Raw genomic sequence first — 24,091 nt, forward strand, 5'->3', positions numbered from 1 at the left:
CCGAGCGTACGTCAGTGGCAGGCCGGTCCGGTGATCGAGGACCGGGCACCCGGCGCGGAAACGATCCCCGCCTCACCCGTGGTGGGACCGCACCCGCCGCCGGTGCTCCTGCATCGCCTCCGTGTACACGTCCGCCGTCGCCGCGGCGGCCGTGTCCCAGCCGAACCGCTGGGCGTGCTCGGCGGCCGCGCCGCCCATCCGGGTGACCAGCTCCGGCTCCTGCGCGAAGCGCCCCAGCGCCGTCGCGTACGCCGCCGGATCATGTCCGGGGATCAGGAAACCGCTGACCCCGTCCTTCACCGCCACCGGCAGCCCGCCCACCGCCGCCGCGACGACCGGGGTGCCGGCCGCCTGGGCCTCTATGGCGACCAGGCCGAAGGACTCGCTGTACGAGGGCATGACCAGCACGGAAGCGGCCCGGAACCAGTCGGCCAGCTGGTCCTGCCCGACCGGCGGGTGGAACCGTACGACGTCCGCGATACCGAGCCGGGCGGCCAGCTTGTGCAGGCCCTCCGGCTTCGCGAGTCCGCTGCCGCTGGGGCCGCCGACTACCGGTACGACGATCCGGGACCTCAGCGAGGGGTCGTGGTCCAGCAGGACGGCGACGGCGCGCAGCAGCACGTCCGGGGCCTTCAGCGGCTGGATGCGGCCGGCGAAGAGCGGAATCAGGGCGTCCTGCGGCAGCCCCAGCCGGTCGCGCGCCGCGGCCCGCCCGTCGGCGGGGCGGAAGCGGTCCAGGTTGACGCCGGGGTGGACGACGGCCACGGCCTCCGGGGCGGCCTCGTAGAAGCGGACGAGCTCGTCCGCCTCCTCCGCGGTGTTCGCGATCAGCCGGTCGGCGGCCCTGACGATCTGGGTCTCGCCGATGACCCGGGCGGCGGGCTCGGGGGTGTCGCCCTCGGCGAGCGAGGCGTTCTTGACCTTCGCCATGGTGTGCATGGCGTGGACGAGCGGGACGCCCCAGCGCTGGGCGGCCAGCCAGCCGACATGGCCGGAGAGCCAGTAGTGGGAGTGCACCAGGTCGTAGTAGCCGGGGCGCTGACCGGCCCATGCCTGCATCACGCCGTGCGTGAAGGCGCAGAGCTGGGCGGGCAGCTCCTCCTTGGCCAGACCCTCGTACGGCCCCGCGTCGACGTGGCGCACCAGGACGCCGGGCGACAGCTCGACCGCCGGCGGCAGTGCGCCGGTGGTGGAGCGGGTGAAGATCTCGACCTCGATGTTGATCGCGGCGAGGCGCTTGGCCAGCTCCACGATGTAGACGTTCATGCCGCCCGCGTCGCCCGTCCCCGGCTGGTGCAGCGGGGAGGTGTGCACGGAGAGCATCGCGATCCGGCGGGGCTTGCGGTGGCCGCCCGGGAAGGAGCCGGAGAACCCGCCGGGGAACCTGAGACGCGGTGCGACACGGCTGTTGCCGAGCCGAGAGACGTACTGGCTCACGTCGTCCGGTCCTCCTCGTTCAGGGCACTGGTACCGACTCGTTCAGGCATGGCACCGAAGGGACACAAGGCCCCGTCGAAGTGCTCAAACAGCGGAACCCCTCCTTTCATTTCCGCTTTGCCAAATCATTACGGTACGGATTCGGCGCGTCGCCGCGACTGCTGCGCGCCTTCCCCTCCTGGCCGATCGCTACGCTCTGTGTCATGCGCCCGATCGGCACCGCGACCCGCGGGACCACCAACCCGAACCGGCTGCGCCGCATGGACCGCTGGATCGCCGCCGCACACGGCCCCGCCCTGCGCCGCGCCGACGCCCCCGTGGCGGTCGACCTCGGGTACGGCGCTGCCCCCTGGACCGCCGTCGAGCTACTGGAGCGCCTGCGCACCGCCGAGCCGCGTACCGCGGTGGTCGGCATCGAGATCTCGCCCGAGCGGGTCGCCGCGGCGAAACCGTACGAGCGCGAGGGCCTGACCTTCCGCCACGGCGGCTTCGAGATCCCGCTGCCCGAGCGCCCCACCCTGATCCGGGCGGCCAACGTGCTCCGCCAGTACGACGAGAGCGAGGTCGCCGCGGTGTGGCAGCGGCTGTGCGAGCGGCTCGCGCCCGGCGGACTACTGGTGGAGGGCACCTGCGACGAGATCGGGCGCCGCCACGTGTGGGTGGCGCTGGGCCCGGAAGGGCCGCGCACGGTGACCTTCGCGACCCGGCTCGGCTCCCTGGACCGGCCGTCCGACCTCGCGGAGCGGCTGCCCAAGGCGCTCATCCACCGCAACGTGCCGGGCGAGCCGGTCCACGCCTTCCTGCGCGACTTCGACCGGGCCTGGGCCGCCGCGGCCCCGTACGCCTCACTGGGTGCCCGGCAGCGCTGGATCACGGCGGTGCGCGCGCTGTCGGGCGACTGGCCGCTGACGGACGGGGTACGGCGGTGGCGCCAGGGTGAAGTGACGGTGAAGTGGACGGCACTCAGGCCCGGGCATTAGCCCAACACGCGGGAAACAAGGAGGAACTTCCGCTCCGACGGGAACACCGGCAGGACATCGTTCGTCCCAGAAGACAGAGCCGGTACAGGGGACCGGCACGTGGGGAGCGATTCAGGGGGACCGCTCCGCGGCGCCGGTGACGGGCGGAAGGCGCCGCAGATGTGTCAGCCTCTGTTGCTTTTCGGTACGGCATGGCACGATCTCGTCGGTGCCATAAGTTACTGACGGTAAATCAGATTCGTTGGGATCTGTTCGGAGGGGGAGCTCGTGAACCGACGCCACAGTGCCGCCGCTGCCATCACGCTGGTCTGCGCGATGGCCGTACTGGCCGCGCCGGTCCAGGCGTTCGCCGCACCGCCGCCCCCCTCCCCCGCGCCGGAGCAGCCGGGGAAGACCGGCAAGAAGAGCCTCGAAGAGGTACGCAAGGAGATCGACGACCTGTACCGCAAGGCCGGGGCGGCCACTGACGCGTACAACCTCGCCGAGGAGCAGGCCAAGAAGCAGTCCGGCGAGATCGTCAAGCTCGCACAGGCCATAGTCGAGGGCCAGGCGAAGATCGCCGACCTCAAGAGCAGGGCGGGCGCCCAGGCCCGCGAGCAGTACCGCAACGCCGGACTGCCGCCCGGCGCCCAGCTGATGCTCAGCGGCGACCCGCAGCTCTTCCTGGACGGAATCGGCCGGGCCCGCCAGGGCCAGCAGGCCGCCAAGGGCGTACTGGGTGAGCTGAACAGGACCCAGGAGGACCTGGAGACGTACACCCAGGACGCGAGCACCAACTGGACCAAGCTCGAAGCCAATCGCGTCAAGCAGGCCAAGGCCAAGAAGAAGATCAACGGACAGATCGCGGCCGCGGAGAAGATCGAGTCCCAGCTGGAGAAGAAGGAGCGCGCCCGGCTCCTGGAGCTGGAACAGCAGGCGGAGTACAAGTCGCAGACCGCCTGGCTGAGCTCCGGCGCCCTCAAGGAGATCAACCGCGAGGCGAGCGCGAGCGGCAAGAAGGCGGTGGCCTTCGCGACCTCGCAGATCGGCAAGCCGTACGTGTGGGGCGCCGAGGGCCCCAGATCGTACGACTGCTCGGGGCTGACGTCCCAGGCGTGGGCGGCGGCCGGCCGGCCGATCCCGCGCACCTCGCAGGAGCAGTGGCGGCAGCTGCCGCACATCGCCATCAAGGACATGCGTCCGGGCGACCTGATCATCTACCACAGCGATGCCACGCACGTCGGGATGTACATCGGCGACGGCGCGATCGTGCACGCCCCGCGCCCCGGCCGCAACGTCACGCTCACGGGAGCGGGCTCGATGGAGATCCTCGGGGTCGTGCGCCCGGACAAGTAGGGGACGCGCTCGACGGAGGAGATCCTCGGGCCGTGTCCCCCGACAGGTAGCGGCATCAGGAGGCCGCTCCCGGAGCCGGCACCACAGCCTGAACCGGCAACTCCCGGGCCCGGCGTGCCGGCAGCCTCCAGGCCCGGGAGTACCGGCGGCTCTCCGGCCCGGCGCACCGGCCCTTTCCCCGCGCAGGCGCCGGCCGACCTTAAGCGAGCCTCAAGGGAGCCTTAAGGCCGGCCAAGACCGCGGACGGCTTCGGGGAGCGCCCGCCCGACAGCCCACGCGGAACTCGCCGCACATCCGTTCCGCACCCGCCTCGCACCCGTCGCCGAGGCCGGGCAGACAGCCCCGTACGGCCCGGCGCGGCGCGGCACGGCGGCGAAGATCGTCCACCGCCCGCACGGCGCGACGGAACCGGCGTCCCACCGGCGTGACCCGCGCCACCCGCGCCCGCCCGGTTCACGTGACCTTTGTCATGCGGCGGAACCGGCCCCACTCCGGCGCATCCCGCCGGATCTGCGGCCTTCCGCGGCTTAAGGCCGTACCCGGAACGGCAGCCGCACTCCGAACGCCATTCCATTCCCGCATCCCGTACCGCTATCGTCCCCGTCTGGCGGGTCGTCGATCGTCGCTCCGCCGCGCCCTCGGGGGGAGGGAAGGAAACCCGATTCGATGCCCGTACCCGTACCGCAGCAGCGCACCGCTCCCGCTGCGGAGACCAGCTATGGCAACGGCCTCACCCTCCTGGTGATCGAGGACGACCCGGCGGGCACCTTCACCGTCCCGGAGCTGCCGGCCACCGCCGGTACCCGGATCCGTATCCGCACGGCCCGCAACCTGACCGAGGCGGGCCGGCTCCTCACCGACGACGTGGACTGCATCCTGCTGGACCTGGCACTGCCCTCCGGCAGCGAGTCACGTACCGCCCCGGGTGAGAAGGCGGACGGACTGGCCACCCTCAAGCACGTGCTGCGGATCGCGCCCCGGCACGCCGTACTCGCCCTCACGGCGCAGGACGACGCCGAGCTGGCCGCCGAGGCGGTGCGGGTGGGTGCGCAGGACTACCTCTTCCGCGACGAGCTCGACGGCAGGCTGCTCAGCCGCGCCATCCGCTACGCCGTCGAACGCAAACGTGCCGACGCGGCACAGCGCCAGCTCACCGAGTCCCGGCTGCGGGCCCAGGAGAACGCCCGCCTGGAGCGCGGTCTGCTCCCCACCCCGCTGCTCGACGGCTCCGATCTGCACTTCGCCGCCCGCTACCGCCCCGGCCGCAGCCGCGCGCTGCTCGGCGGGGACTTCTACGACACGGTGCGTACGCCGGACGGCACGGTCCACGCGATGATCGGCGACGTCTGCGGGCACGGCCCGGACGAGGCCGCGCTCGGCGTGGAACTGCGCATAGCGTGGCGGGCGCTGACGCTGGCCGGACTCTGCGGCGACGAGCTGCTCTCCACGCTCCAGCAGGTCCTGGAGCACGAGCGGGAGAGCGAGGAGATCTTCGCGACCCTCTGCACGGTCGACATCGCCCCCGACGGCCGCCGCGCGGGCCTCTGCCTGGCGGGCCACCCCGCGCCGTTGATCGCCCGCCACGGCAGGGCGGCGCACCTGCTTCCGTACGAGGACGGCGGCCCGGCGCTCGGCCTGCTGCCGCGCGCCCGCTGGCCCCGCCGGCAGGTGGAACTGGGCGGCTCGTGGAGCCTGATGATGTACACCGACGGCCTGATCGAGGGCCGCGTCGGAAACGGTACGCAGCGCCTGGGCCAGGACGGCATGGTCGCGATGATCAACCGGCAGCTGTCCGAGGGTCTGACCGGCGAGGACCTCCTGGAGGCCGCGGTCACCCACGTCCGGGAGCTGAACGGCGGCGAACTGACCGACGACGTCGCGGTCCTGCTGCTCGACCGCGACCAGGAGGTCGTGCGCCGACGGGCGCAGAACGCGGACCGGGGCCGGAGCATTCCGCGCCCCCGCCCCGGTCAGATCTCACCCGCAGGCGCTCAACGCCCGCCGTTGTAGGGCCCGTACGGCCCGTCGCTGCTGGAACCGCCGCGGCGGCCACCGCCGGAGACGGCCTTGAGGGCAGGCCGCACGTCCACGAAGAACACGATGGACGCGACCAGCCCCGCGAGCTGCACGAAGAGCATCGGCACCCAGAGGTTCACCACCACCGCGATGCCGAGAACGATCAGCCAGAAGGACTTCTTCTGCTTGTCCGCGGCGCGGTAGGCGTCCTCGCGGGCCACCGCGGCCATGACCAGGGCGACCACGGCGAGAACGAGCATGGCCGTGTAGATCAGCCCGAGGAACGAGTTGAAGCCTTCGAGCAACATGGTGTGCACCGCCTAGTGAGTGAATGTGCGCCTCGCGGCCAAGGTACCGGGACAACGACCGGGCCACCCCGAAAGGTGCCCGGCCGTCCTCCTGGCACACCTGCCGGCCGACGCTCCGCTACTTGGCGGTGGGCGGCGTGGTCTTCTTGGCGGCGGGCTTGCGCGCCGGCGCCTTCTTGGCAGCCGCGGGAGACGCCTTGACGGTCGCGGGAGAGGGCTTGGCCTCGGTCTTGACCGTCTTGGCAGCGGGCGCCGGCTTGGCGGCCGGGGCGGGCTTGGCGGCCGGCTTCGGCGCGGCCTTCGTCTCCGGCTTGGACTCCTTGCGCGGCTCGACGACGACGGCGATCTCGACGATCTCCTCGGCGGTCTCGCCACGCCACGTCCGCACGCTCTGCTCGCCGCGCTCGGCGACCTTCTCGTACGTCTCGCGGGCCCTGACCGCGTACTCCGCGGCCACACCCACGCCGCGCAGCGCCAGGTCCTGGGCGCTCTCGCCCAGCTTCTTCAGATCGGTGTCGAACGCCCCGATCACCTCGGTGACCCTGGCCTGCACGGAGGCCTGCGCCTCCTTGGCCTGGGTGGTCACCTTCTCCTGCACGACCTTGGGGTCGGTGTTGCGCACGGCCTCGATACGCTCCGGCGCCTCGGCGCGCAGCTGTTCGAGCAGCGCCGGCACCTTGCGCGCCTGCTGCACGGCGAAGTCGGCCGTACCGGCGGCGAAGTAGAGGGGGTCGGGTCGGTGAGGGTCTTGCGCAGGTCATCGGTGATGGCCATGACTGTGGTCCTCCCGGATCATCAGACTCAGTGTGAGGGTTTTGAAGGCTTTCCACCTGTATCGGCAGCACTGCCGTCGGCATTGAAGGGCGCATCCGCACCGGACGCACTCCCCTCCTCGCCCCCGGGTCCGTCCTCGAACCCGTTCTCCTTGCGGAAGGAGTCGTAGATCTGGAGCAGCACGCTCTTCTGCCGCTCGTTGATCGACGGATCGGCCAGGATCACCGCCCGCGTCTCCAGCTCGTCCCGCTCCCGCTCGTCCAGAATTCCGGCCCGCACGTACAGGGTCTCGGCGGAGATCCGCAGCGCCTTGGCGACCTGCTGCAGCACCTCGGCGCTGGGCTTGCGCAGCCCGCGCTCGATCTGGCTGAGGTAGGGGTTGGACACCCCGGCGGCATCGGCGAGCTGCCGGAGCGACAGCTGCGCGGTGCGCCGCTGCTCGCGCAGGTACTCGCCGAGATTGCCGACGTTGAGTGATGCCATGCGTCGATGGTGGACCCTCGTTGCTAACTTTTGCAAGCAGCCGCTTGCAAAAGTGTTCCGAACCACTCGAACGGGTAACGGGAGCGGGGCCGAAAGTGTCCGTTCAGGATGGCTGGACCTCGTCGAAGAGGGCGAGGGCTTCGGCGGGGTCCGGGCTCACGAGGCGTTCCAGACCGGCCGTCGTGATCTTCGCCCACCTGCCGGCCCGCGCCCACATCCGCTCCTCGAAGGCGCGGACGGTCCCGTCCAGATCTGCGGGGCCGGCGGCGATGGACTCGGCGAGTTCGGCGCCTTCCAGCATCGCCAGGTTCGCGCCCGCCCCCAAGGGAGGCATCAGATGGGCGGCGTCGCCCAGCAGCGTCACCCCGGAGACCGGGGCCCAGGTGTGGGACACGGGCAGTACGTGGAGCGGGCGGTGGACGAAGGCGGTGCCGTGGCGGAGGAGACCGAGGACGGGGGCGGCCCAGCCGTCGAACAGCGCCAGCAGGCTCGATCGCACGGCCTCGGCGTCGGCCAGGTCCAGGTGCCTGTGCCAGTCCAGCGGCGCGCGGAACTGGGCGTACACCTTCACGTGGCCGCCGCTGTTGCGCTGGGCGACGAGAGCTCGGTTCACGCCGTACACAGCCACGGAACCGTCGCCGGCCAGCCGGGCGAGGTCAGGGTGGCGGGTGTCGACGTCGTCGAGGGAGGTCTCGACGTAGGTGACGCCGGTGTAGTGCGGTGTCACCGACGAGACCGCCGGGCGGACCCGGGACCAGGCGCCGTCCGCGCCCACCACGAGGTCGAACGCCTCCTGCCGCCCGTCGGCGAAGTGGACCAGGGTGCCGTCCCGGGCCCCCGGCACCACCTGCGTCACGCCCCGGCCCCACTGGACGTCCAGCGGCCCGAGCAGCAGGTCACGGAGTTGCCCGCGGTCGATCTCGGGATTGGCCCGGTCATCCGGACGGGGCGGCCAGTCGCGCAGGACCGCTCCGCCCGTGTCCAGGATGCGCATGGCCTGTCCCTCGGGGCGGGACAGCGCCTGGAACTCCGCCAGCAGCCCCGCCTTGTCCAGCGCGAGCTGACCCAGCCCCTGATGCAGGTCCAGGGTGCCGCCCGGGGGGCGGGCGTCCGGGGCGGGATCGCGTTCGAGGACGGTGACCTGGTGACCATGACGATGCAGGACGCGGGCGAAGGTGAGGCCGGCAGGACCGCTTCCGACCACTGCGATGCGATGTCTCATGTCGATACACTGTATTGTCTCTATACGACGTATCGCAACGGTACGGTGTGAGCATGACTGTCTGGGACCGGCCGGAACCGCCAACTCGCCCCGCGCCGCTCGACCGCGAGCGGATTGTCGCCGCCGCCCTCGCACTGGCCGACGAGGGCGGGCTGGAGGCGGTGTCGGTGCGCAAGGTCGCAGCCCGCCTGGACGCCGGCCCGATGCGGCTGTACAGGTACATCTCCACCAAGGAGGAGCTGTTCGACCTCATGGTGGACGAGGTCCAGGCCGAGATCCTCCCCGAGGAACGGCCCGGTGACTGGCGGGAGGCGCTGCGCGTCCTCGCCCACCGCACCAGGCAGGCCGCACTCCGTCACCCATGGCTGGCCGACCTGCTCGGCGGCCGGCCGGCCTTCGGACCGAACGGCCTCGCCGTGGCCGAGGCCACGCTGTCCACCTTCGACGGCCTCGCCGACATCGACACCGTCATGCGCGCCGTCGAGACCGTCAGCGCCTACTTCAACGGCGCGATCCGCCGCGAGATCACGAACCTGCGGGCCGAACACGCCACCGGCCTGTCCAAGCACGACTGGCAGCGCGCCCACGGCCCGCATCTGACGAAAATGCTGGCCACGGGCCGCTTCCCCGCCCTGGCCAAGGCCGTGCACGACGGCACCGACGTGGACGCCGAGACATCCTTCGCCACCGGCCTGGACTGGGTCCTCGACGCCGTGGCCGCCAGACTCACCGCGCCGCCGGCGTGACGCTCAGCCCCTGCCGAACGTGCGCGAGGCCGGGGCCGGCGCCGTCCGCAAAGAGGCCGGGCGCCGGCTGAACATCGCCCTCGCTTCAGGCACTTGGGGAACAAGCAGCCGAAAGATGAGCGTGGCCCGAACGCGCATCCGTAGAGTCTCGGGGCGCGGCTCAGGACCTACACGAGGAGACCCAAGTGCACCCACTGGCGCTCGAACAGGACTTTCGGATGCGGTCGGGGCGGCTCCAGAGCTGGGGTGTCGGAGTGCTCGTCCTCGCCTCCCTGTTCTGGGTCTATGCCGCGTGGCAGGTGGTCACGCCGTACGACTCCACCTACAACGCGGTGGACTGTCCCGCGCCGGCCGGCTCCGAACCCAGGGACCTCTACTTCGACGACTCCGAATATGCGCACGAGAGCGCGCTGCAGTGCGCCTCCGACCGGAGCTGGCCCAAGCCGCTGGCCGCACTGGTGATCTCCGTACCCCTCTCGGCCGTGGGCACCGCGCTGGTGACCGCCGGAGCGGTCAGCGTCCGGCTGCGCCGGCACGACGCCGAGATGCAGAGCGCCCGGAGCTGACCCGCGCGGTGGGCGAGGCCGGTCAGGCCCGGCCGCCCCGCCCTCCGATCCGCGCACCACCCGACGGGGCGAGGAACCCCCGGCGGGCTGTCGGCGCACCGGCCGGTCAGGCGCTCCTCGCGCTGCGGAACGAGCGCCGGTAGCTGTCCGGCGGGACCCCGACGATCCGCTTGAACTGGCGCCGAAGCGTCGTGGCCGTGCCCATGCCGGTGGCGAGGGCGACCGCCTCGATGCTCTCGTCGGTGGCCTCCAGCAGCTCCTGGGCGCGGCGTACGCGCTGGATCAGCAGCCACTGGATCGGCGTCTGCCCGATCACCGCGCGGAACTGCCGGCCGAGATGGCGCGGGCTCGTGTTCGCCCTTCGCGCCATGTCGGTCACGGTCATCGGCTGGTCCAGCCGCTGCTGGACCCAGGCGAGCAACTGGGCGAGCGCGTGGTCGCCCGATGCCTGCACCGGCGTGGCCACGAACTGGGCCTGCCCGCCTGGCCGGTGCGGCGGCATGACGAGGCGACGGGCGACGGAGTTGGCTACGGCGGCGCCGTGGTCGAGGTGGATCAGGTGCAGGCAGAGATCCACGGCTGCGGCCTTGCCCGCGGCCGTGAGCACGCTGCCGTTGTCCGTGTACAGGACGTCCGGGTCGACCACGGCCAGGGGGTGGCGGACGCTCAGCTCGGCGGCATGGGCCCAGTGGGTGGTGGCCCGCCTGCCGTCCAGCAGGCCCGCGGCGCCGAGCACGAACGCCCCGGTGCACAAGGAGGCGACCCGGGCGCCCGCCTCGTGGGCCGCGCGCACGGTCTCGATCAGCTCCGCCGGCGGCGGGACGTCGATGTCGACGCAGGCCGGCACGATCACGGTGTCGGCGCCGACCGCACGCTCCAGCCCATGCTCGGGCTCGACCTTGAACGGCCCGACCCGCACCGGCCCCGATCCGCAGAGCAGTACGTCGTACCAGTCCGCCGTGGCCTCGCGCGGGGGGTTGCCGAAGATCTCGTACGCCACGGCCAGTTCGAAGTGCAGCAGGTCACCGGCGGCCAGCAGCGCGACAGTTGGCATGTCCGAAAGTGTACGCATGATGTCGTTCCGGACCATCACAGTCGCGCACCACCCGCGCCGAGACTGGGGCCCTCACCACATCGAGAGCGGGGAACCATGAACACAGCGGCGGCAGTAGTGGTCTACGGAGCGACCGGGCACACCGGTCGCTTCATCGTCGCCGAACTGCGGCGGCGCGGCTTCACCCCGGTCCTCTCCGGCCGGGACGCGGCCCGGCTGGAGGTGCTGGCGGCCGAGTGGGGAGATGTGGCGGTGCGCGCGGCAGCCGTGGACGACGCGAGCGCGCTGGACCGGGCGCTCGCCGGTGCGACGGCCGTCATCAACTGCGCCGGCCCCTTCGCGGTGACGGGCGGCCCGGTCGTCGAGGCGGCCCTGCGGGCGGGGATCCCGTACGTCGATGTCGCGGCGGAGATCGAGGCGAACGTCGCGATGTTCGCCGACCACGCACAGGCGGCCCGGAGTTCGGGCACCCCCGTGGTGCCGGCGATGGCGTTCTACGGCGGCCTCGGCGACCTGTTGGTGACCGCGGCGATGGGCGAGTGGACGGCGGCGGACGCGGTGGACGTCGCGTACGGACTGAGCAGCTGGCGCCCCACGGCGGGCACCCGGGCGGCGGGGCGGGTGTCCCACGAGCGCCGCGCGGGCCGCCGGGTGCGGTTCGCGGACGGCGCGCTGCGGTACCACGACGACAAGGTGACGGAGCGGGACTGGCTCTTTCCCGATCCGCTGGGCCGGCGAGCGATGATCTCGGAGTTCACCATGGCCGATGTCGTCACGGTCCCCAGCCACCTGGACGTCCCCGAGGTGCGTACCCACATGACCGTCGAGGCCGCGGGAGACCTGGCCGGGGCGGACACCCCGGCGCCTGAGGCGGTCGATGCCACGGGGCGCTCGGACCAGACGTTCGTCGTCGACGTCCTGGTCCGCGCCGGTTCCGTCGAGCGCCGCGCCACGGCCCGGGGGCAGGACATCTACGCGGTCACCGCCCCGCTGGCCGTGGAGGCGGTGGAGCGCATCCTCGACGGCCGCACCCTGACCACGGGCGTGGCGTCGGCCGGTGCGATGTTCGACGCGGCCGACTTCCTCCGGGCGCTGGCCCCGTACGTGTCGGTCGAGCTGCCGGACCGGCCGGCAGCGGGGCTCCGCACGGCGGGGTGAGGCGGCGATGAGGCGGCAGGCCGGGCACGACCGCGCCGGGCGCCGGGCGAGACCTGGCTCCGGTTCCGGCCGGTTCCGGTTCTGGCCTGGTTCCGGCCCCGGCCCCCGCCTGCGCTTCGTCGCCTGTTGCGGACGGGTCAGCCCCCGAGCCGTCCCCCGTCCCGTTTCTGTTCCTCTTTCTGTTCCTGCTCCGCGAACGCGCGGAAGGTGCGCGGCGGGCGGCCGGTGAGGCGGTGGACGGTGTCGGTGGTCCGGTCCTCGGCGCCTTCGGCGATGGCCCGGTCCATGCCGGCGAGCAGCGCGGCGAACTCCACGGGCATGTCGGCTGCCAGCCGGTCGCGCATCTGCTCGTAGGCCAGCCGGTGGTGAGTGACGACCCGGCCGGTGACCTGGGTGAGGGTGGCGGCGATGTCGTCGTAGCTCAGCGCCTGCGGTCCGGTGATGACCAGATCGGTGTTCGGTGCCTGCGGCTCGGTCAGGGCGTGTACGGCGACGGCGGCGATGTCGTCGGCGTCGACGAACCCGACGCGGCCCTCGCCGGCCGCCGTCCGGATCGTCCCGTCCGCCGCGAGGGTCCGGGCGTGCGCGTGATCGCCGGTGAAGTTCTGCATGAACCACGACGGCCGCAGGACCGCCCACTCGGCGAACAGCTCGGGCAGGACCTGGTGCACCTGCCCCACGGCAGGTCCCCCGGCGGGGATCGCCGACGAGCTGAGCAGTACCGCCCGGCGAACTCCTGCCGTACGGGCCAGCCGGAGGAAGGGCAGCATGACGGCTGCCGGATCCGGGGAGCCGAGCGGCGGGATGAGGTAGACCCGGTCCGCGCCTTCGAGGGCGCCCGCGAAGGACGCGGGGTCGTCCCAGTCGAATCGCACGGGATCGGTCCCGGGCACCGGGGTGGCGCGCCGGCCGGCGGCCCGGACGGACCGGCCCCCGGCGACCAGCCGGGCGGCGACGCGGCTGCCGGTGGTGCCGGTGGCCCCGATGACCAGGGTGAACCTGTGCGGCGCGGCCATCAGTTGCTCCCGGCGAAATGGGTGGCGGGATCCTGGACCACGAGCGGGTTCCAGTAGTCGCGGTAGTGGGTGATGCGGCCGTCCTTGACCGTGACGACCGCGATGTACGACATGTCGAAGGGGCCGCCGGTGGCCACCACACGGCCGACGCCGCGCATCTCGACCACGAGGGTCTCCGGCTTGACGGTCCGGGTGATCTCGACGTGGGGGAAGGCGTGGAGGTCGATGTGGTCGGGGTAGCCCCGCATGTACTCGGCGATGGCGGCCCTGCCCTCCAGCCGCCGCGGCCAGCCGTCCGGCGCGAAGGGGAACTCGAGGACCCCGTCCTCGTCCCACAGGCCGACCCAGCCGGGGATGTCCTTGTCCAGCAGAAGCTGCAGGCCGTGGCGGAAGAGCTCCGCGGGTGCGGTGTCCGTGCTCATGGGTCACTCCATCCCGTACGATACGGACCATGGGTCCGTTTCGCGTCCGACAATACGGACCCATGGTCCGCTTTGCAACCGAGGAGCCCGCATGCCCGACCGGAAGCCACGCGTGGACGCCGCCCGCAACCGGGAAGCCGTCCTCGCGGCCGCCGACGCGCTGTTCGCCCATTGCGAGAGCCCCGGGGCGGTCACCATGGCCGACATCGCGGCAGCGGCCGGCGTCGGCAAGGCGACGCTCTTCCGCGGCTTCGGCGACCGCACCGGACTGATCCACGCCCTGTTCGCGACACGCCTGGCGCCGATCGGGAACGCCGCCGAGGAGGGACCGCCCCCGCTGGGCCCGGCCACCCCGCCGCTGGAGCGCGTACCGGCCCTGCTCGACGCCCTCCTCTGTTTCAAGCTCGACCACCGCCACCTCGCCCTGGCCCTGGAGGGGGCGGGGAGCGACAGCCCTTACCAGGCAGAGCATTACGAGTGGTGGCACGGCACGCTCCGGGCCTCGCTGGAGCAGGTCCCCGGACTCACCGGCAGCGAATTCACCGCGCACGCACTGCTCGCCGCCGTCCGCGCCGACCTCGTCGAGCACCTCGTCGGCGGGCAGGGGATGGCGCGCGAGGAGGTGCGGGCCCAGCTGGCGGCCTTCACCGCCCAGGTGCTGCGCCCCGCCGACTGAGAACGGGTCCGTCGCCGCGTCTGACAGGATCGCCCGCATGACCGCCACTCCGTGGAGCACCCACACCGTCGAACTCGGGCCCGCCGAGGTGCTGAAGAGATTCCGGGGTGAGCACCGCGAACAGTGCGAACGGGAGTGGCGGGCGCTGACTCTTCTCGGCACCCATGCGCCGAATCTCGCCCCCGTCCCCCACCGGGCGGATCTCGCGGCGGCCGAGCCGGCCGTGCTGATGTCCCGGCTGCCGGGACAACCGCTTCGCGGCCGGCCGCTCGGCGATCAAGAGCTCAAGGCTCTGGCCGCCGCGGTGAGCGAGATGTACGCGGCAGTACCCGGGGACGTGCTGAGCGAGGTGCCCGTCAGGCCGGGCCGGCAGCAGCTACTCGTCAGCCGGATCCACGCCTGGTCTCCGCGGACCCGCCCGCGCGTCGGCGCCGAGGTGGGCCGGGCCATGGACCGCGGCCTCGAATGGCTGGCCGGATCGGGCCTGGCGGAAGCGGGCCGGCCGGATGTGCCGGAGGTCTTCGGGCCCGGGGACGGCAACCTCGCCAACTACCTCTGGGACGGGGTCCGGGTGCGGGTCGTCGACTTCGAGGACTCCGGCCGGAGCGACCGCGCGTTCGAACTGGCGGAGATCACCGAGCACGTGGCCGGCTGGGTCGGGCAGCCGCTCGACGTCGCCGCGTTCCTCGACCTGGTCGACCTGGAGCCGGCCGAACGCGGCCGGTTGCCGGAGTGCCGTCGGCTGCTGGCGCTGGTGTGGCTGTTCCTGCTGTCCTTCGACGACCCGCAAAACCCCCGCAACCCGCCGGGCACCGCCGAACGGCAGGCCGCCCGGCTGTGCCGGCTGCTGGCCTGAGCTGCGAACAGGCCCGGGCCCCGGGACTACCTCGCTCGCCCGAGGAACGCCGAGACGGCCGTCGCGAACGCCTCGGGGTCGTCGACCCACGGGTAGTGCCCGGCCCCCGGCTGCACGACGAGCGTGGCGGCGGGGAAGAGTCCGGCGAACCCGGCCACCGCCCGAGGGGGGCTGTTCAGGTCGAACTCCCCGGCGAGGAGCAGGACCGGGGTGTCGAATCCGGCGATCGCCTCACGCGTGGCCTCCGGGTCGAAGGCGCCCTCGCTGCCGAAGACGGCAACCGCCTCCGGGTTCTCCGGCCGGCCCGCCGCGCAGTGCGCGCGCGCCGCCCCGTCCCACCGGCCGTAGAAGAACGGATCGAGGGCCGCCCAGTCGCTGCCCGTCCCCCGGCCGATCGCCTCCAGTGCGGCGGACGCCGCCGGGTACCAGGGCTCACCCTTGCGGAGTCCGGCGACTTCGCGGCGCGCCTCCCCGGTGACCTCGATGCCGACGGCCCGGGTGCCGGGGGTGATCAGCGCGAGTCCGCTGACGTGCTCCGGGTACCGGGCCGCGTACTGCGTCGCGATGTTCGCACCGGCGGAGTGGCCGAGCAGGTCCGTCCGGGCGAGGCCGAGGTGCTCGCGCAGGGCCTCGACGTCCTCGACGAGCCGGTCGCAACGGTAGGAGGAGGGATCCTCGGGGACCGCCGACCGGCCGGTGCCGCGCAGGTCCGGGACGATCAGACGCCGGTGACCGGACAGGCCGCCGAGTTCGCCCAGGTAGCGGGAGTCGGCGGGCCCTCCCGGGATGCAGACGAGAGGTTCGCCGTCCCCGTGGGTGCGGTAGGCGAGCCGGGTGCCGTCGGACGCGCGGAAGGTGTTCATACGGGCGATCCTGCCAGCCATAACCAGGTTGTACAACCTGGTTATGGCGAGCTGGTCAGGGTATATAACTGGGTGGTGGCAGGCGGAGAGAACACCCAGCGGAGCGGCGGGAAGCAGGACCCCGGGGCGCTGACCGAGGAACAGGCCGCGCGGATGCTCGCCGGCATGAACGACGTCATCCGCGCCGGCGAGGAGATGCGGAAACTGCGCGCCGAAATGATCAAGCTGTTCATCGGCTTCGGCTGGACCCAGGACCGCATCGCCCGGCTCACCGACATGAGCCAGCCCGCCGTGTCCAAGCAGGTGACGAAGTACCGGTCCGCCGAGCCGGAGACCCCGATGGACCTCTCCCTCGACCAGCCCGATGCCCCGTGGCTCGAAGGGCGGCTGTGGGGGCTGGCCGAGGACATCTCCGAGACGTACGCCGACGCCGCCCGCTGCACCCGCTGCGTCAGCGCCCTCACCCGCGGCAAGAAGCGCTTCACCCCGGAGAACGTCGACGAGCTCCGCCGGCTCGTCGAGGAGGACCTGCGGCAGCACGGCGCGGACCTTGGCGACGGCCACCGCGAGGCGTACGACGAGATCAGTCGGGGCCTCGACGTGCCGACCGGGCGGGCCGGCCCGCCCGCCGGCTCGGCCGCCGTGCGCCGCACCCTCGCCCACCGAATCCAGCGCGACCGGCTCAGGCTCACCTGAGAGGACGGGAGCCGAGCTCCGCCTCCCGGTACGCCGCGGCCCGCCCGTGGAATCAGTCCTGCTGATCCAACTCGTCGGCGAAGGCCCGCAGGGCGTCGGCCAGTTCCTTCTTCGTGGGCAACTCGTCCACCTTCTTCTCCAGACCGTCGATGCGCTCCGCCAGGTCGTCCAGGCTTGCCGGTGCCGTGGGACCCGGTGTGGGTCCGTCCGTGGGAGCAGGGGACTCGGACGGCACCGTGCCCCCGTCCACCCCGCCCGAACCTCCGGTGTCCGAACCGTCGGAGCCGCCACCGTCGGTGCCACCCGAACCACTGACGGAACCGCCGTCCCCGCCGCCGGTGTCCCCGCCGCCCGTGTCGGCTCCGCCGCCGTCCACACCGCCCGAGACACCACCGTTTCCGGTGTCGGACGCCTCGGAGGGCACGGGTGTCGGGCCGGCCGCTCCGCCGTCCTGGTCGGCCACGGCGATCGCCCCGCCCACGCCCAGCACCACGGCGGCGGCCGCGCCGACCAACGCCACTGCCACGCGTCGTGCCTGTATCTTCCGCATTTGTGTCATGTGACGGACATTAATCACCGAGCGCCGCGGAGGGATTCCTTCCGACGATTCGGTGCACAGGGGTTCTTTTCCCGCAGCGTGCCGCATCCCTCGCCGGCGCCGGCACCTCCCGTACGGCCGACGCGGCGGCGTCGCCGCGCCGGAGCATCATCACGACCCCAGCGCGTCCCGGACCGCATGACGCCGCCTCAGCTGCCCGCCACCGCCGCACCCGCCGCCCGCAGCGCGTCCCCGCCCCGGCCCATCAGCAGTTCCGTGCTGTCCGCCCACTGATCCACGGCCCCCGTCAGCGGCCGCCCCCGCAGCTCCGGGTCCGTGACCGAGGCGGCCAGCGGGCGGGCGAAGCGTTCCGCGTGCAGGACCAGGAACGGGCGTCCGTGGTACGGGCGGGGCGAGGGATCCACCGGATCGACCAGACCGGACTCGTTCTGACGGGTCGCCACCGCCCGGTATGCCGCACATAGGTGCCGCTCCCGCTCCGAGTGGTCCGTGGCCGCCAGCGCCCCGCGCAGCGACGGCAACAGCCCCTCGGCCACGTCGAGCTGGGCGAACGCGCTGCCCAGCCACTTGCTGTACGGCGCGTACCGCCGCTCAAGCAGCAGGCTCAGCCGCATGAGGTCACGCACCAGCCGGGCCGCGACCACGGCCGAGCCGAGTTCGTCACCGACCTCCGCGCAGCGCCCGACGAAGGCCTCCTCCTGGGAGATCCGCTGCCACTGGCAGGCCAGCAGATACCGCCACACCTGATCGGGGTACCGGGCCAGCCGGTGCCGTGCGGAGGTGAGGAGGCCGGGGCCGTCGTGGAACACCCCGCCGCCGGTGATCCCGGCGAGCTTCTGCTGCGGCATCGCGAGCCAGTCCCGGACGGCCGGTTCGGTGATCGTGGCGTCGAAGCCGGCTTCCCGGGTCAGCCAGTCGCCGATGTCGTGCGTGGCCACGCGGTGGTCGACCGGCCCGTCGGTCGCCGCCATGTGCCCGACCGGGTCGAGCGGATCGTCGGCCGGGCGGAAGTGAGTGGGCCAGCCGCGGATCTCCTTCGGCAGCCGGTCCGCCAGGAGCTCCCGGATCGCGTCGCCGTGTGCCGCCACGTCGTCCGCCGCGAGGAAGAGGTCCAGGCGCGGGCCCCAGTCGTGGTCGGCCGACCGCGCCGTGTCGAAGCCGAGCACTTCGGAGCCCGGCCCGATCCGCGCGGCGGCGTACGGCAGGCCGGGGAAGGCCGCGTCGAGGACCGGCCGCACCGCCTCCTGGTACAGGATCCGGGAGAGCTCCAGACCGGGCAGGAAGGGGGCTTCGGCATGGGTCATACGGCCAGCCTGCTGGCGCCGGCGCGGATCGGCGAGCGAATATCCCGGGCCGGGGCCACCGCGACGCAGTACCCACGTCCGCCTGCCGCCCCGCCATCCATCGGGAAGCAACCGAAAGGAAGACCACCTCGCACGATAAAAGTTCCCTTGCGGACGATCCGCCACAGACCGAATTGTTAGGCTGGCAGACATGACCGCCATGGCACCCACCCGCACCGCACCGGACCTCTCGTACCTCCTGGACCACACCAGTCACGTACTGCGGACCCAGATGTCGGCGGCGCTCGCCGAGATCGGGCTCACCGCCCGCATGCACTGCGTGCTGGTCCACGCCCTGGAGGAGGAGCGCACCCAGATCCAGCTCGCCGAGCTCGGCGACATGGACAAGACCACGATGGTGGTGACGGTGGACGCCCTGGAGAAGGCGGGCCTCGCCGAGCGCCGGCCGTCCAGCAGGGACCGGCGGGCGCGGATCATCGCGGTCACCGAGAAGGGTGCCGCACTCGCCGGGCAGAGCCAGGAGATCGTGGACCGGGTGCACGCGGAGGCGCTGAGCAGCCTGCCCCGCACGGACCGGGAATCCCTGCTGCGCACCCTGAACCAGCTGGTCGCCGAGCACCTGGCCACCCCGGCCGAGAACCCCGGGGCGGCCCGCAGGGCCCGCCAGAGTCAGAAGTAGTACGTCCGGCTCCGCTTCCGGAGCCGCGTGACTCCTGAAAATAGAACCGAAAGAAATAGTCTGCAACAAAACCATCTGCTAGCGTCTCTCTTGTCGAACCCACCGACAGGAGAGCCAGATGTCTGCCACTGCCCCCGTACCGCCCCCGCTCCTACCGGCGCTCCCCCTGCCGCCCCCGCCGCTGCCCGCTCACGCCGGCTCGCCCTCGGCGTGATCGCCGCGGGCCTGCTGATGACCGTGCTCGACGGCTCGATCGTGACCGTGGCCATGCCCGCCATCCAGAGCGACCTCGGGTTCTCGCCCGCCGGACTCAGCTGGGTCGTGAACGCCTACCTGATCGCCTTCGGCGGCCTGCTGCTCCTCGCCGGGCGGCTCGGCGACCTCATCGGGCGCAAGCGGATGTTCCTGGCCGGCACCGGCGTCTTCACCGCCGCCTCCCTGCTGGCGGGCGCCGCCGGCTCCCCCGCGCTGCTGATCGCCGCCCGCTTCCTGCAGGGCGCCGGCAGCGCCATGGCCGCAGCGGTCGGCCTGGGCATCCTCGTCACCCTGTTCACCGAGAGCCGTGAACGCACCAGAGCCATCGCCGTGTTCAGCTTCACCGGCGCGGCGGGCGCCTCGATCGGCCAGGTGCTGGGCGGGTCCTCACCGACGCCCTCAGCTGGCACTGGATCTTCCTCATCAACCTGCCGATCGGGCTCGCGGCGCTCCTCGTCGCGGTGCGCGTACTGCCCGCCGACCGCGGGCCCGGCCTCTCGGCCGGAGCCGACGTCATCGGCGCGGTCCTGGTCACCTCAGGGGTGATGCTCGGCATCTACTCCGTCGTCGAGGTCGGTACGTACGGATGGCTGTCGGCGCACACCCTGGGCCTGGGCGCGCTCGCACTGGTCCTGCTCGCCGGGTTCGTCCTCCGGCAGGCCACCGCCCCGGCCCGCTCCTGCCGCTGCGGATCCTGCGGTCGCGGAACGTCTCGGGCGCCAATCTCGTCCAGATCCTCATGGTGGCCGCGCTGTTCTCGTTCCAGATCCTGGTCGCGCTCTATCTGCAGCAGGTACTCGGTCACGGCGCCGCCGCCACCGGACTCGCCATGCTGCCGGCAGCCGCGGTCATCGGCGTGGTGTCGCTGGGCGTCTCGGCCCGGCTGAGTGCGCGCTTCGGCGACCGGAACGTGCTGCTGCTGGGGATCGTCCTGCTGATCGGCATGCTCGGCCTCCTCACCCGGCTGCCCGTCCATGCGCACTACGCGGTCGATCTGCTCCCGGTGATGCTCCTGGCCGCGGGCTTCGGCCTCGCCCTCCCGGCGCTCACCACGCTCGGCATGTCGGGAGCGGGCGAGGAGGACGCCGGGCTCGCCTCCGGACTGTTCAACACCACCCAGCAGATCGGCATGGCGACGGGCGTCGCCGTCCTGTCCACCCTTGCCGCCTCCCGCACAGACACCCTGCTCGCCGGGGGCCACAGCCGGGCCGAGGCCCTGACCGGCGGCTACCACCTGGCCTTCACCGTCGGCACCGGGCTGCTCGTGGCCGCCTTCCTCGTCGCGTTCACGGTGCTCCGGCGACCTGAGCACGCTGCGGGCACCCCCTCCGTCTGACGGGGCACCCCCTCCGTCACCCCGCCGCCCCTTCCGTCCACCCGTACCGACCAGCCGAAGGACCGATCCCATGACCACTCAGCAGAGCAACCAGCAGACCACTCCCGAAGCGGACGAGCCGCAGTCCGGCCCCGGCGCGGGCCCCGCCCCTCGCGTACTCACCGACGCCGAGCTCTCCCGGCTCCTCGGGGAGCAGCAGTTCGGGGTCCTGGCGAGCGTGCGACGCACCGGGCACCCCCACCTGACGACGGTGCTCTACACCTGGGACGCCGAGCAGCGCGTGGTGCGCGTCTCCAGCACCGCCGACCGCCTCAAGCCCCGCCAGCTGCGCACCGATCCGCACACCGCCCTGCACGTCAACGGCCCGGACGTCTTCTCGTTCGCGGTCGCCGAGGGCGAGGCCGAGGTATCGGAGCCGGCCGCGGCACCCGACGACGCGGTGAGCCGCGAACTCCTCTCCATGACCCCCGGCTTCGAGGACCCCGCCGAGGAGGCGGCGTTCCTGGCCCAGGTGGTGGCGGACCGGCGCGTGGTGATCCGGATCCGCGTCTCCCGGCTCTACGGAACGGCGCTGGACATCCCGGCCGCGGACTGAGCGTGGTCGGTCCGCCACCCCGGGACCACATGCGCGCAACAGTGAAGCTCTAGGATCCCGCCCATGGCTACCGACCCCGGCTACACCTGCTCCCGCTGCGGCGAACACCACACGGAACTCCCGATGGGGTACTCGACCATGGCACCCGACGTGTGGGACGGGAGCCTGGAGAGCGATCCCGACAGCATGCTCTCGACGGACCAGTGCATCGTCAGGCACGAGCACTACTTCATCAAGGGCCTGATCGAGATACCGGTGGCCGACAGCCATGAGCCGTTCTCGTGGGGAGTCTGGGTGTCACTCAGCCGGGAGAACTTCGGCCGCGCCCTCGATGTGTGGGAGACCCCCGGCCGGGAGTCCGAGCAGCCGTACTTCGGCTGGCTGACCACTGAGTTGGGGCTCTACTCCCCCGTACGACCAACCTCAGGACCAACGCGCACACCCGCCCGATCGGCCGGCGCCCGCTCATCGAGCTGGAGCCCACCGATCATCCGCTGGCCGTGGAGCAGCGCAACGGCATCACGCTCGACCGGGTACGGGAGATAGCCGAAGCGGTGCAGCACGCCGAGGACCACCAGTAGGGCTCTCCCGCACGGGTCGGCCCGGACCGGCCACCGAAACCCGAGGGCCGGTGAACCGAGGGCCGGTGAGCCGAGGGCCGGTGAGCCGAAGGAGGGTGAGCCGAGGGCCGGTGAGCCGAAGGAGGGTGAGCCGGCGGCTACTGCCCCAGCCCCGACCGCAGCTGTACGAAGCCCAGTTCCGCCGCCTCGACCGCGTCCCCGTACACCTGGTCCGCGCTCTGCCCCGCGCTGATCCGCCGCCAGTTCTCCATGGCCAGGATGCGCAGCACCGCGACGATCTGGCCCGCCGCCAGCCGGTCGGGCACCCGGTCGCCCAGGGCCAGGGCGAGAGCGGCCTCGGAGCGTCCCTGGTACGCGTGGAGCCTGGCCACCAGGGAGGGCGTTCCGTAGAGCAGCCGGTGGAACGCGAGCACCTGGGGCACGTCGCAGAGGCCGGTGACCGGGTCGCGCCGCTCCAGGCCGTCCAGGTAGTGCCGCCGCAGCGCGTCCAGCGGGGATTCGCCCTCCGCGCGGGCGGCGACCACCCGGGCGGACTCGTCCTCGTGATCGGCGAACCGGTGCAGGGCCAGGTCCTCCTTGGACGGGAAGTACCGGAACAGCGTCGGCTTGGAGATGTCCGCGGCGGCCGCGACCTCCGCCACCGAGACCTTGTCGAAGCCGCGCTCCAGGAACATCGCGATGGCGGCGTCGGAGACCGCCTGGTACGTCAGCTGCTTCTTCCGTTCGCGCAGACTCATCGGCGGCTGCGGCCCACGGGCGGCGTCCTCGTCCGCCGCCGTGCCGGACCTGGGCTTCTCTGCGCTCATGACCACGAAGCGTACGCCCTTGACCTCAACCGGACTTGACGTCCGCGGCCGGGCTCACCCGCCCGGCCCGCCCGCCGAGGACCCGGACGCCGCCCCGCCCGCACGCGACGGCTAGAACACGTCCGGGCACCAGGCCCGCCGCCCCGCCCGGAACACCCCGTCCGCGACCGCCGCCGCGCCCGGGGTCAGCTCCTCGACGCGGTCCAGTGCCGCCAGCCGCAGCGCCGACTCGTCACCCAGGTAGAGCGTCCCCAGCTCCCGCACGTCCAGGGCGAGGTCCGCACTGCGCGTCGTCGGGGTGCAGGTGGCGCCGGCCGGCGAAGCGTCCAGGTGGAAGCGGCCGGCGGTGAGGCCGGTGGCGTCGTGGACCTCCAGGACCAGGGAGCCGGGGACCGCGTAGGTGCGGGCCTCCAGCGCGCGTACGACGTCCAGGACGCGCAGCCACATGAAGTCCGCGTGCGTCACGACGCGGGCGGCGCGCGGGTCCGGGAGAAGGAGCGGGAGCAGGTCGTCGGGGGCGCGGTGGCCGGTGCGGACCGTGGTGACCCAGTCGACCGAGCAGAGGAAGTGCCACAGCGCCCGCTCCGCCGCCGGGGTCGTCGCGATCAGGCTGCGTACCGTCGCCCGGTTCAGCGGCTGCTTCGCATCGCCCCAGTGGTCGTCGGCCCGGTAGACGAGCAGACCGTCGACCGCGCCGTCGGCCGCGCGGTGGACGGCGTAGAAGGGCTCGGTCCAGCGGTCGTTGGGGAAGAGCACCTCGCCGGTGAACAGGTCCCACCAGCGTTCGCCCCGGCTCACCGCCCCGTGCTGCCGGGAGCGCAGCAGGTCGTGCAGGGCCGGGCCCAGCTTGCGCACCTCCGGCGCGTCCACCAGATCGATCCGCCCGCCGTCCGGCGCGGACGAGCCGGACAGCCGGGGGTCCAGGCCCGCCCGGGGGATGTCGATCTCCCACTCGGTGGTCCAGGTCGCGGGGCCGAACCCGTACCGCCCGTAGATCGGGTACTCGGCGGCGATCAGGGTGGCGGCCACATCGCCGCGCTCCTTGGCCGCCGCCAGGTCCGTGGCCATCAGCCGGGTGAGCAGCCCGCGACGACGGTGGGTGGGCGACACGGTGACGTTGGTGACCGCGTCGGTCGGCACCGTGGCGCCGCCGACGACCGTCAGCTCCTGCGCGAACGAGCGGAACGTCGCCACGCACCGCCCGGCGTCGAACACCCCCTGGGTACGGGCCAGATCCATGTGCGGCAGACGCCCGGTCACCTCCTCGTCCGAGGCCGTCGGCGGGCGCAGGAAGCCGGTGTTCAAGGCGCGCAGCCAGTCGGCGAACTCGGACTCGGTGACAGGTCGGGCATCAAGGCGGTTCATGCG

The 24,091-nt window shown here is 72.5% G+C and carries 24 protein-coding genes and 3 pseudogenes; 14 read left to right on the top strand and 13 right to left on the bottom strand.

Annotation, left to right across the window (positions count from 1 at the left end; translation table 11 throughout):
- Nucleotides 1-72: 72 nt before the first annotated feature.
- Complete coding sequence (gene mshA / locus LNW71_RS13450; protein ID WP_250968449.1) at nucleotides 73-1,437, bottom strand: D-inositol-3-phosphate glycosyltransferase; 1,365 nt, start codon at nucleotides 1,435-1,437, stop codon at nucleotides 73-75.
- 203 nt (nucleotides 1,438-1,640) lie between these two features.
- Here mshA and LNW71_RS13455 point away from each other — a divergent pair, with 203 nt between their 5' ends.
- The 3 genes from LNW71_RS13455 to LNW71_RS13465 all read left to right on the top strand — a co-directional run bounded on the left by LNW71_RS13455 (nucleotide 1,641) and on the right by LNW71_RS13465 (nucleotide 5,762).
- Nucleotides 1,641-2,417: a class I SAM-dependent methyltransferase gene (locus tag LNW71_RS13455; RefSeq protein WP_250968450.1), complete on the top strand. Its 777-nt coding sequence runs from the start codon at nucleotides 1,641-1,643 to the stop codon at nucleotides 2,415-2,417.
- 267 nt (nucleotides 2,418-2,684) lie between these two features.
- A complete protein-coding gene (locus tag LNW71_RS13460; protein WP_250968451.1) occupies nucleotides 2,685-3,752 on the top strand; it encodes a C40 family peptidase in 1,068 nt (355 codons plus the stop codon).
- Nucleotides 3,753-4,418: 666 nt separating this feature from the next.
- Nucleotides 4,419-5,762 (top strand): fused response regulator/phosphatase, encoded by a 1,344-nt coding sequence (locus LNW71_RS13465; protein ID WP_250968452.1) that lies wholly within the window; start codon nucleotides 4,419-4,421, stop codon nucleotides 5,760-5,762.
- Here the strand turns inward: LNW71_RS13465 and LNW71_RS13470 are convergent.
- The 4 genes and pseudogenes from LNW71_RS13470 to LNW71_RS13485 form a co-directional block, all read right to left on the bottom strand.
- On the bottom strand, nucleotides 5,744-6,076 hold the full coding sequence (locus tag LNW71_RS13470; protein WP_250968453.1) for a DUF2516 family protein: 333 nt from the start codon (nucleotides 6,074-6,076) through the stop codon (nucleotides 5,744-5,746). The two genes, LNW71_RS13465 and LNW71_RS13470, sit on opposite strands and share 19 nt — an antisense overlap.
- 118 nt (nucleotides 6,077-6,194) lie before the next feature.
- Nucleotides 6,195-6,850 (bottom strand): annotated as a pseudogene (locus LNW71_RS13475) (hypothetical protein).
- 27 nt (nucleotides 6,851-6,877) lie between these two features.
- Nucleotides 6,878-7,333 carry a helix-turn-helix transcriptional regulator gene (locus tag LNW71_RS13480; RefSeq protein WP_250968454.1) on the bottom strand — a complete coding sequence of 152 codons (456 nt, stop codon included), beginning with the start codon at nucleotides 7,331-7,333 and terminating at the stop codon, nucleotides 6,878-6,880.
- Nucleotides 7,334-7,436: 103 nt separating this feature from the next.
- Complete coding sequence (locus LNW71_RS13485) at nucleotides 7,437-8,555, bottom strand: NAD(P)/FAD-dependent oxidoreductase (protein ID WP_250968455.1); 1,119 nt, start codon at nucleotides 8,553-8,555, stop codon at nucleotides 7,437-7,439.
- 53 nt (nucleotides 8,556-8,608) lie between these two features.
- On the opposite strand from LNW71_RS13485, the gene LNW71_RS13490 reads away from it, so the two are divergent.
- Together LNW71_RS13490 and LNW71_RS13495 are read left to right on the top strand one after the other, a co-directional pair.
- A complete protein-coding gene (locus tag LNW71_RS13490; RefSeq protein WP_250968456.1) occupies nucleotides 8,609-9,301 on the top strand; it encodes a TetR/AcrR family transcriptional regulator in 693 nt (230 codons plus the stop codon).
- Between the two features lie 185 nt (nucleotides 9,302-9,486).
- Nucleotides 9,487-9,867, top strand: a complete 381-nt coding sequence (locus LNW71_RS13495) for a hypothetical protein (protein WP_250968457.1) — start codon at nucleotides 9,487-9,489, stop codon at nucleotides 9,865-9,867.
- 106 nt (nucleotides 9,868-9,973) lie between these two features.
- On the opposite strand, the gene LNW71_RS13500 is transcribed toward LNW71_RS13495, so the two are convergent.
- The gene (locus tag LNW71_RS13500) at nucleotides 9,974-10,921 is read right to left on the bottom strand and encodes a helix-turn-helix domain-containing protein (protein WP_250968458.1); all 948 of its coding nucleotides are present in this window, start codon (nucleotides 10,919-10,921) and stop codon (nucleotides 9,974-9,976) included.
- 96 nt (nucleotides 10,922-11,017) lie between these two features.
- On the opposite strand from LNW71_RS13500, the gene LNW71_RS13505 reads away from it, so the two are divergent.
- Nucleotides 11,018-12,079, top strand: a complete 1,062-nt coding sequence (locus LNW71_RS13505; protein ID WP_250968459.1) for a saccharopine dehydrogenase NADP-binding domain-containing protein — start codon at nucleotides 11,018-11,020, stop codon at nucleotides 12,077-12,079.
- A 137-nt stretch (nucleotides 12,080-12,216) separates the two neighbouring features.
- Here LNW71_RS13505 and LNW71_RS13510 read toward each other — a convergent pair whose 3' ends face one another.
- Nucleotides 12,217-13,095, bottom strand: coding sequence for an NAD(P)H-binding protein (locus LNW71_RS13510; protein ID WP_250968460.1), 879 nt, complete (start codon nucleotides 13,093-13,095; stop codon nucleotides 12,217-12,219).
- The gene (locus tag LNW71_RS13515) at nucleotides 13,095-13,517 is read right to left on the bottom strand and encodes a nuclear transport factor 2 family protein (protein ID WP_250968461.1); all 423 of its coding nucleotides are present in this window, start codon (nucleotides 13,515-13,517) and stop codon (nucleotides 13,095-13,097) included. Before LNW71_RS13515 ends, LNW71_RS13510 begins: the two co-directional genes overlap by 1 nt.
- 91 nt (nucleotides 13,518-13,608) lie before the next feature.
- On the opposite strand from LNW71_RS13515, the gene LNW71_RS13520 reads away from it, so the two are divergent.
- Nucleotides 13,609-14,193 carry a TetR/AcrR family transcriptional regulator gene (locus LNW71_RS13520; protein WP_250968462.1) on the top strand — a complete coding sequence of 195 codons (585 nt, stop codon included), beginning with the start codon at nucleotides 13,609-13,611 and terminating at the stop codon, nucleotides 14,191-14,193.
- A gap of 37 nt (nucleotides 14,194-14,230) precedes the next feature.
- Nucleotides 14,231-15,049, top strand: a complete 819-nt coding sequence (locus LNW71_RS13525) for an aminoglycoside phosphotransferase family protein (RefSeq protein ID WP_250968463.1) — start codon at nucleotides 14,231-14,233, stop codon at nucleotides 15,047-15,049.
- A 26-nt stretch (nucleotides 15,050-15,075) separates the two neighbouring features.
- Here LNW71_RS13525 and LNW71_RS13530 read toward each other — a convergent pair whose 3' ends face one another.
- Entirely contained in the window at nucleotides 15,076-15,912 is an 837-nt protein-coding gene (locus tag LNW71_RS13530; RefSeq protein WP_250968464.1) for an alpha/beta fold hydrolase, read from the bottom strand.
- A 75-nt stretch (nucleotides 15,913-15,987) separates the two neighbouring features.
- Between LNW71_RS13530 and LNW71_RS13535 the strand changes: the two genes are divergently transcribed.
- Nucleotides 15,988-16,608 (top strand): sigma-70 family RNA polymerase sigma factor, encoded by a 621-nt coding sequence (locus tag LNW71_RS13535; protein WP_250968465.1) that lies wholly within the window; start codon nucleotides 15,988-15,990, stop codon nucleotides 16,606-16,608.
- 52 nt (nucleotides 16,609-16,660) lie between these two features.
- Here LNW71_RS13535 and LNW71_RS13540 read toward each other — a convergent pair whose 3' ends face one another.
- Nucleotides 16,661-17,134: a hypothetical protein gene (locus LNW71_RS13540; protein WP_250972262.1), complete on the bottom strand. Its 474-nt coding sequence runs from the start codon at nucleotides 17,132-17,134 to the stop codon at nucleotides 16,661-16,663.
- A gap of 221 nt (nucleotides 17,135-17,355) precedes the next feature.
- Nucleotides 17,356-18,471 (bottom strand): DUF4037 domain-containing protein, encoded by a 1,116-nt coding sequence (locus LNW71_RS13545; protein WP_250968466.1) that lies wholly within the window; start codon nucleotides 18,469-18,471, stop codon nucleotides 17,356-17,358.
- A 190-nt stretch (nucleotides 18,472-18,661) separates the two neighbouring features.
- On the opposite strand from LNW71_RS13545, the gene LNW71_RS13550 reads away from it, so the two are divergent.
- From LNW71_RS13550 to LNW71_RS36475, 5 genes and pseudogenes are all read left to right on the top strand, one after another.
- Nucleotides 18,662-19,150 carry a MarR family winged helix-turn-helix transcriptional regulator gene (locus tag LNW71_RS13550; RefSeq protein WP_250968467.1) on the top strand — a complete coding sequence of 163 codons (489 nt, stop codon included), beginning with the start codon at nucleotides 18,662-18,664 and terminating at the stop codon, nucleotides 19,148-19,150.
- Nucleotides 19,151-19,381: 231 nt separating this feature from the next.
- Nucleotides 19,382-20,741 (top strand): annotated as a pseudogene (locus LNW71_RS13555) (MFS transporter).
- 70 nt (nucleotides 20,742-20,811) lie between these two features.
- Nucleotides 20,812-21,336, top strand: a complete 525-nt coding sequence (locus LNW71_RS13560; protein ID WP_250968468.1) for a TIGR03618 family F420-dependent PPOX class oxidoreductase — start codon at nucleotides 20,812-20,814, stop codon at nucleotides 21,334-21,336.
- 138 nt (nucleotides 21,337-21,474) lie between these two features.
- A pseudogene (locus tag LNW71_RS36470) lies at nucleotides 21,475-21,678 on the top strand (DUF2199 domain-containing protein); the annotation flags it as partial.
- 107 nt (nucleotides 21,679-21,785) lie between these two features.
- Nucleotides 21,786-21,917, top strand: coding sequence for a hypothetical protein (locus LNW71_RS36475; protein WP_308294565.1), 132 nt, complete (start codon nucleotides 21,786-21,788; stop codon nucleotides 21,915-21,917).
- A 137-nt stretch (nucleotides 21,918-22,054) separates the two neighbouring features.
- Here LNW71_RS36475 and LNW71_RS13570 read toward each other — a convergent pair whose 3' ends face one another.
- Together LNW71_RS13570 and LNW71_RS13575 are read right to left on the bottom strand one after the other, a co-directional pair.
- Complete coding sequence (locus LNW71_RS13570; RefSeq protein ID WP_250968469.1) at nucleotides 22,055-22,723, bottom strand: TetR family transcriptional regulator; 669 nt, start codon at nucleotides 22,721-22,723, stop codon at nucleotides 22,055-22,057.
- Nucleotides 22,724-22,834: 111 nt separating this feature from the next.
- Nucleotides 22,835-24,088 (bottom strand): GNAT family N-acetyltransferase, encoded by a 1,254-nt coding sequence (locus LNW71_RS13575; RefSeq protein ID WP_250968470.1) that lies wholly within the window; start codon nucleotides 24,086-24,088, stop codon nucleotides 22,835-22,837.
- Between the last annotated feature and the right edge of the window lie 3 nt (nucleotides 24,089-24,091).

The organism is Streptomyces sp. RKAG290 (genome assembly GCF_023701695.1).
Taxonomy (GTDB): Bacteria; Actinomycetota; Actinomycetes; order Streptomycetales; family Streptomycetaceae; genus Streptomyces.

What these genes read in the sequence shown, in the direction of transcription:
- LNW71_RS13455 (WP_250968450.1), top strand. Translation starts at nt 1,641, where the DNA reads ATGCGCCCGATCGGCACCGCGACCCGCGGGACCACCAACCCGAACCGG.
- LNW71_RS13465 (WP_250968452.1), top strand. Translation starts at nt 4,419, where the DNA reads ATGCCCGTACCCGTACCGCAGCAGCGCACCGCTCCCGCTGCGGAGACC.
- LNW71_RS13470 (WP_250968453.1), bottom strand. Translation starts at nt 6,076, where the DNA reads ATGTTGCTCGAAGGCTTCAACTCGTTCCTCGGGCTGATCTACACGGCC.
- LNW71_RS13480 (WP_250968454.1), bottom strand. Translation starts at nt 7,333, where the DNA reads ATGGCATCACTCAACGTCGGCAATCTCGGCGAGTACCTGCGCGAGCAG.
- LNW71_RS13485 (WP_250968455.1), bottom strand. Translation starts at nt 8,555, where the DNA reads ATGAGACATCGCATCGCAGTGGTCGGAAGCGGTCCTGCCGGCCTCACC.
- LNW71_RS13490 (WP_250968456.1), top strand. Translation starts at nt 8,609, where the DNA reads ATGACTGTCTGGGACCGGCCGGAACCGCCAACTCGCCCCGCGCCGCTC.
- LNW71_RS13500 (WP_250968458.1), bottom strand. Translation starts at nt 10,921, where the DNA reads ATGCCAACTGTCGCGCTGCTGGCCGCCGGTGACCTGCTGCACTTCGAA.
- LNW71_RS13505 (WP_250968459.1), top strand. Translation starts at nt 11,018, where the DNA reads ATGAACACAGCGGCGGCAGTAGTGGTCTACGGAGCGACCGGGCACACC.
- LNW71_RS13510 (WP_250968460.1), bottom strand. Translation starts at nt 13,095, where the DNA reads ATGGCCGCGCCGCACAGGTTCACCCTGGTCATCGGGGCCACCGGCACC.
- LNW71_RS13515 (WP_250968461.1), bottom strand. Translation starts at nt 13,517, where the DNA reads ATGAGCACGGACACCGCACCCGCGGAGCTCTTCCGCCACGGCCTGCAG.
- LNW71_RS13520 (WP_250968462.1), top strand. Translation starts at nt 13,609, where the DNA reads ATGCCCGACCGGAAGCCACGCGTGGACGCCGCCCGCAACCGGGAAGCC.
- LNW71_RS13525 (WP_250968463.1), top strand. Translation starts at nt 14,231, where the DNA reads ATGACCGCCACTCCGTGGAGCACCCACACCGTCGAACTCGGGCCCGCC.
- LNW71_RS13530 (WP_250968464.1), bottom strand. Translation starts at nt 15,912, where the DNA reads ATGAACACCTTCCGCGCGTCCGACGGCACCCGGCTCGCCTACCGCACC.
- LNW71_RS13545 (WP_250968466.1), bottom strand. Translation starts at nt 18,471, where the DNA reads ATGACCCATGCCGAAGCCCCCTTCCTGCCCGGTCTGGAGCTCTCCCGG.
- LNW71_RS13550 (WP_250968467.1), top strand. Translation starts at nt 18,662, where the DNA reads ATGACCGCCATGGCACCCACCCGCACCGCACCGGACCTCTCGTACCTC.
- LNW71_RS13560 (WP_250968468.1), top strand. Translation starts at nt 20,812, where the DNA reads ATGACCACTCAGCAGAGCAACCAGCAGACCACTCCCGAAGCGGACGAG.
- LNW71_RS13570 (WP_250968469.1), bottom strand. Translation starts at nt 22,723, where the DNA reads ATGAGCGCAGAGAAGCCCAGGTCCGGCACGGCGGCGGACGAGGACGCC.
- LNW71_RS13575 (WP_250968470.1), bottom strand. Translation starts at nt 24,088, where the DNA reads ATGAACCGCCTTGATGCCCGACCTGTCACCGAGTCCGAGTTCGCCGAC.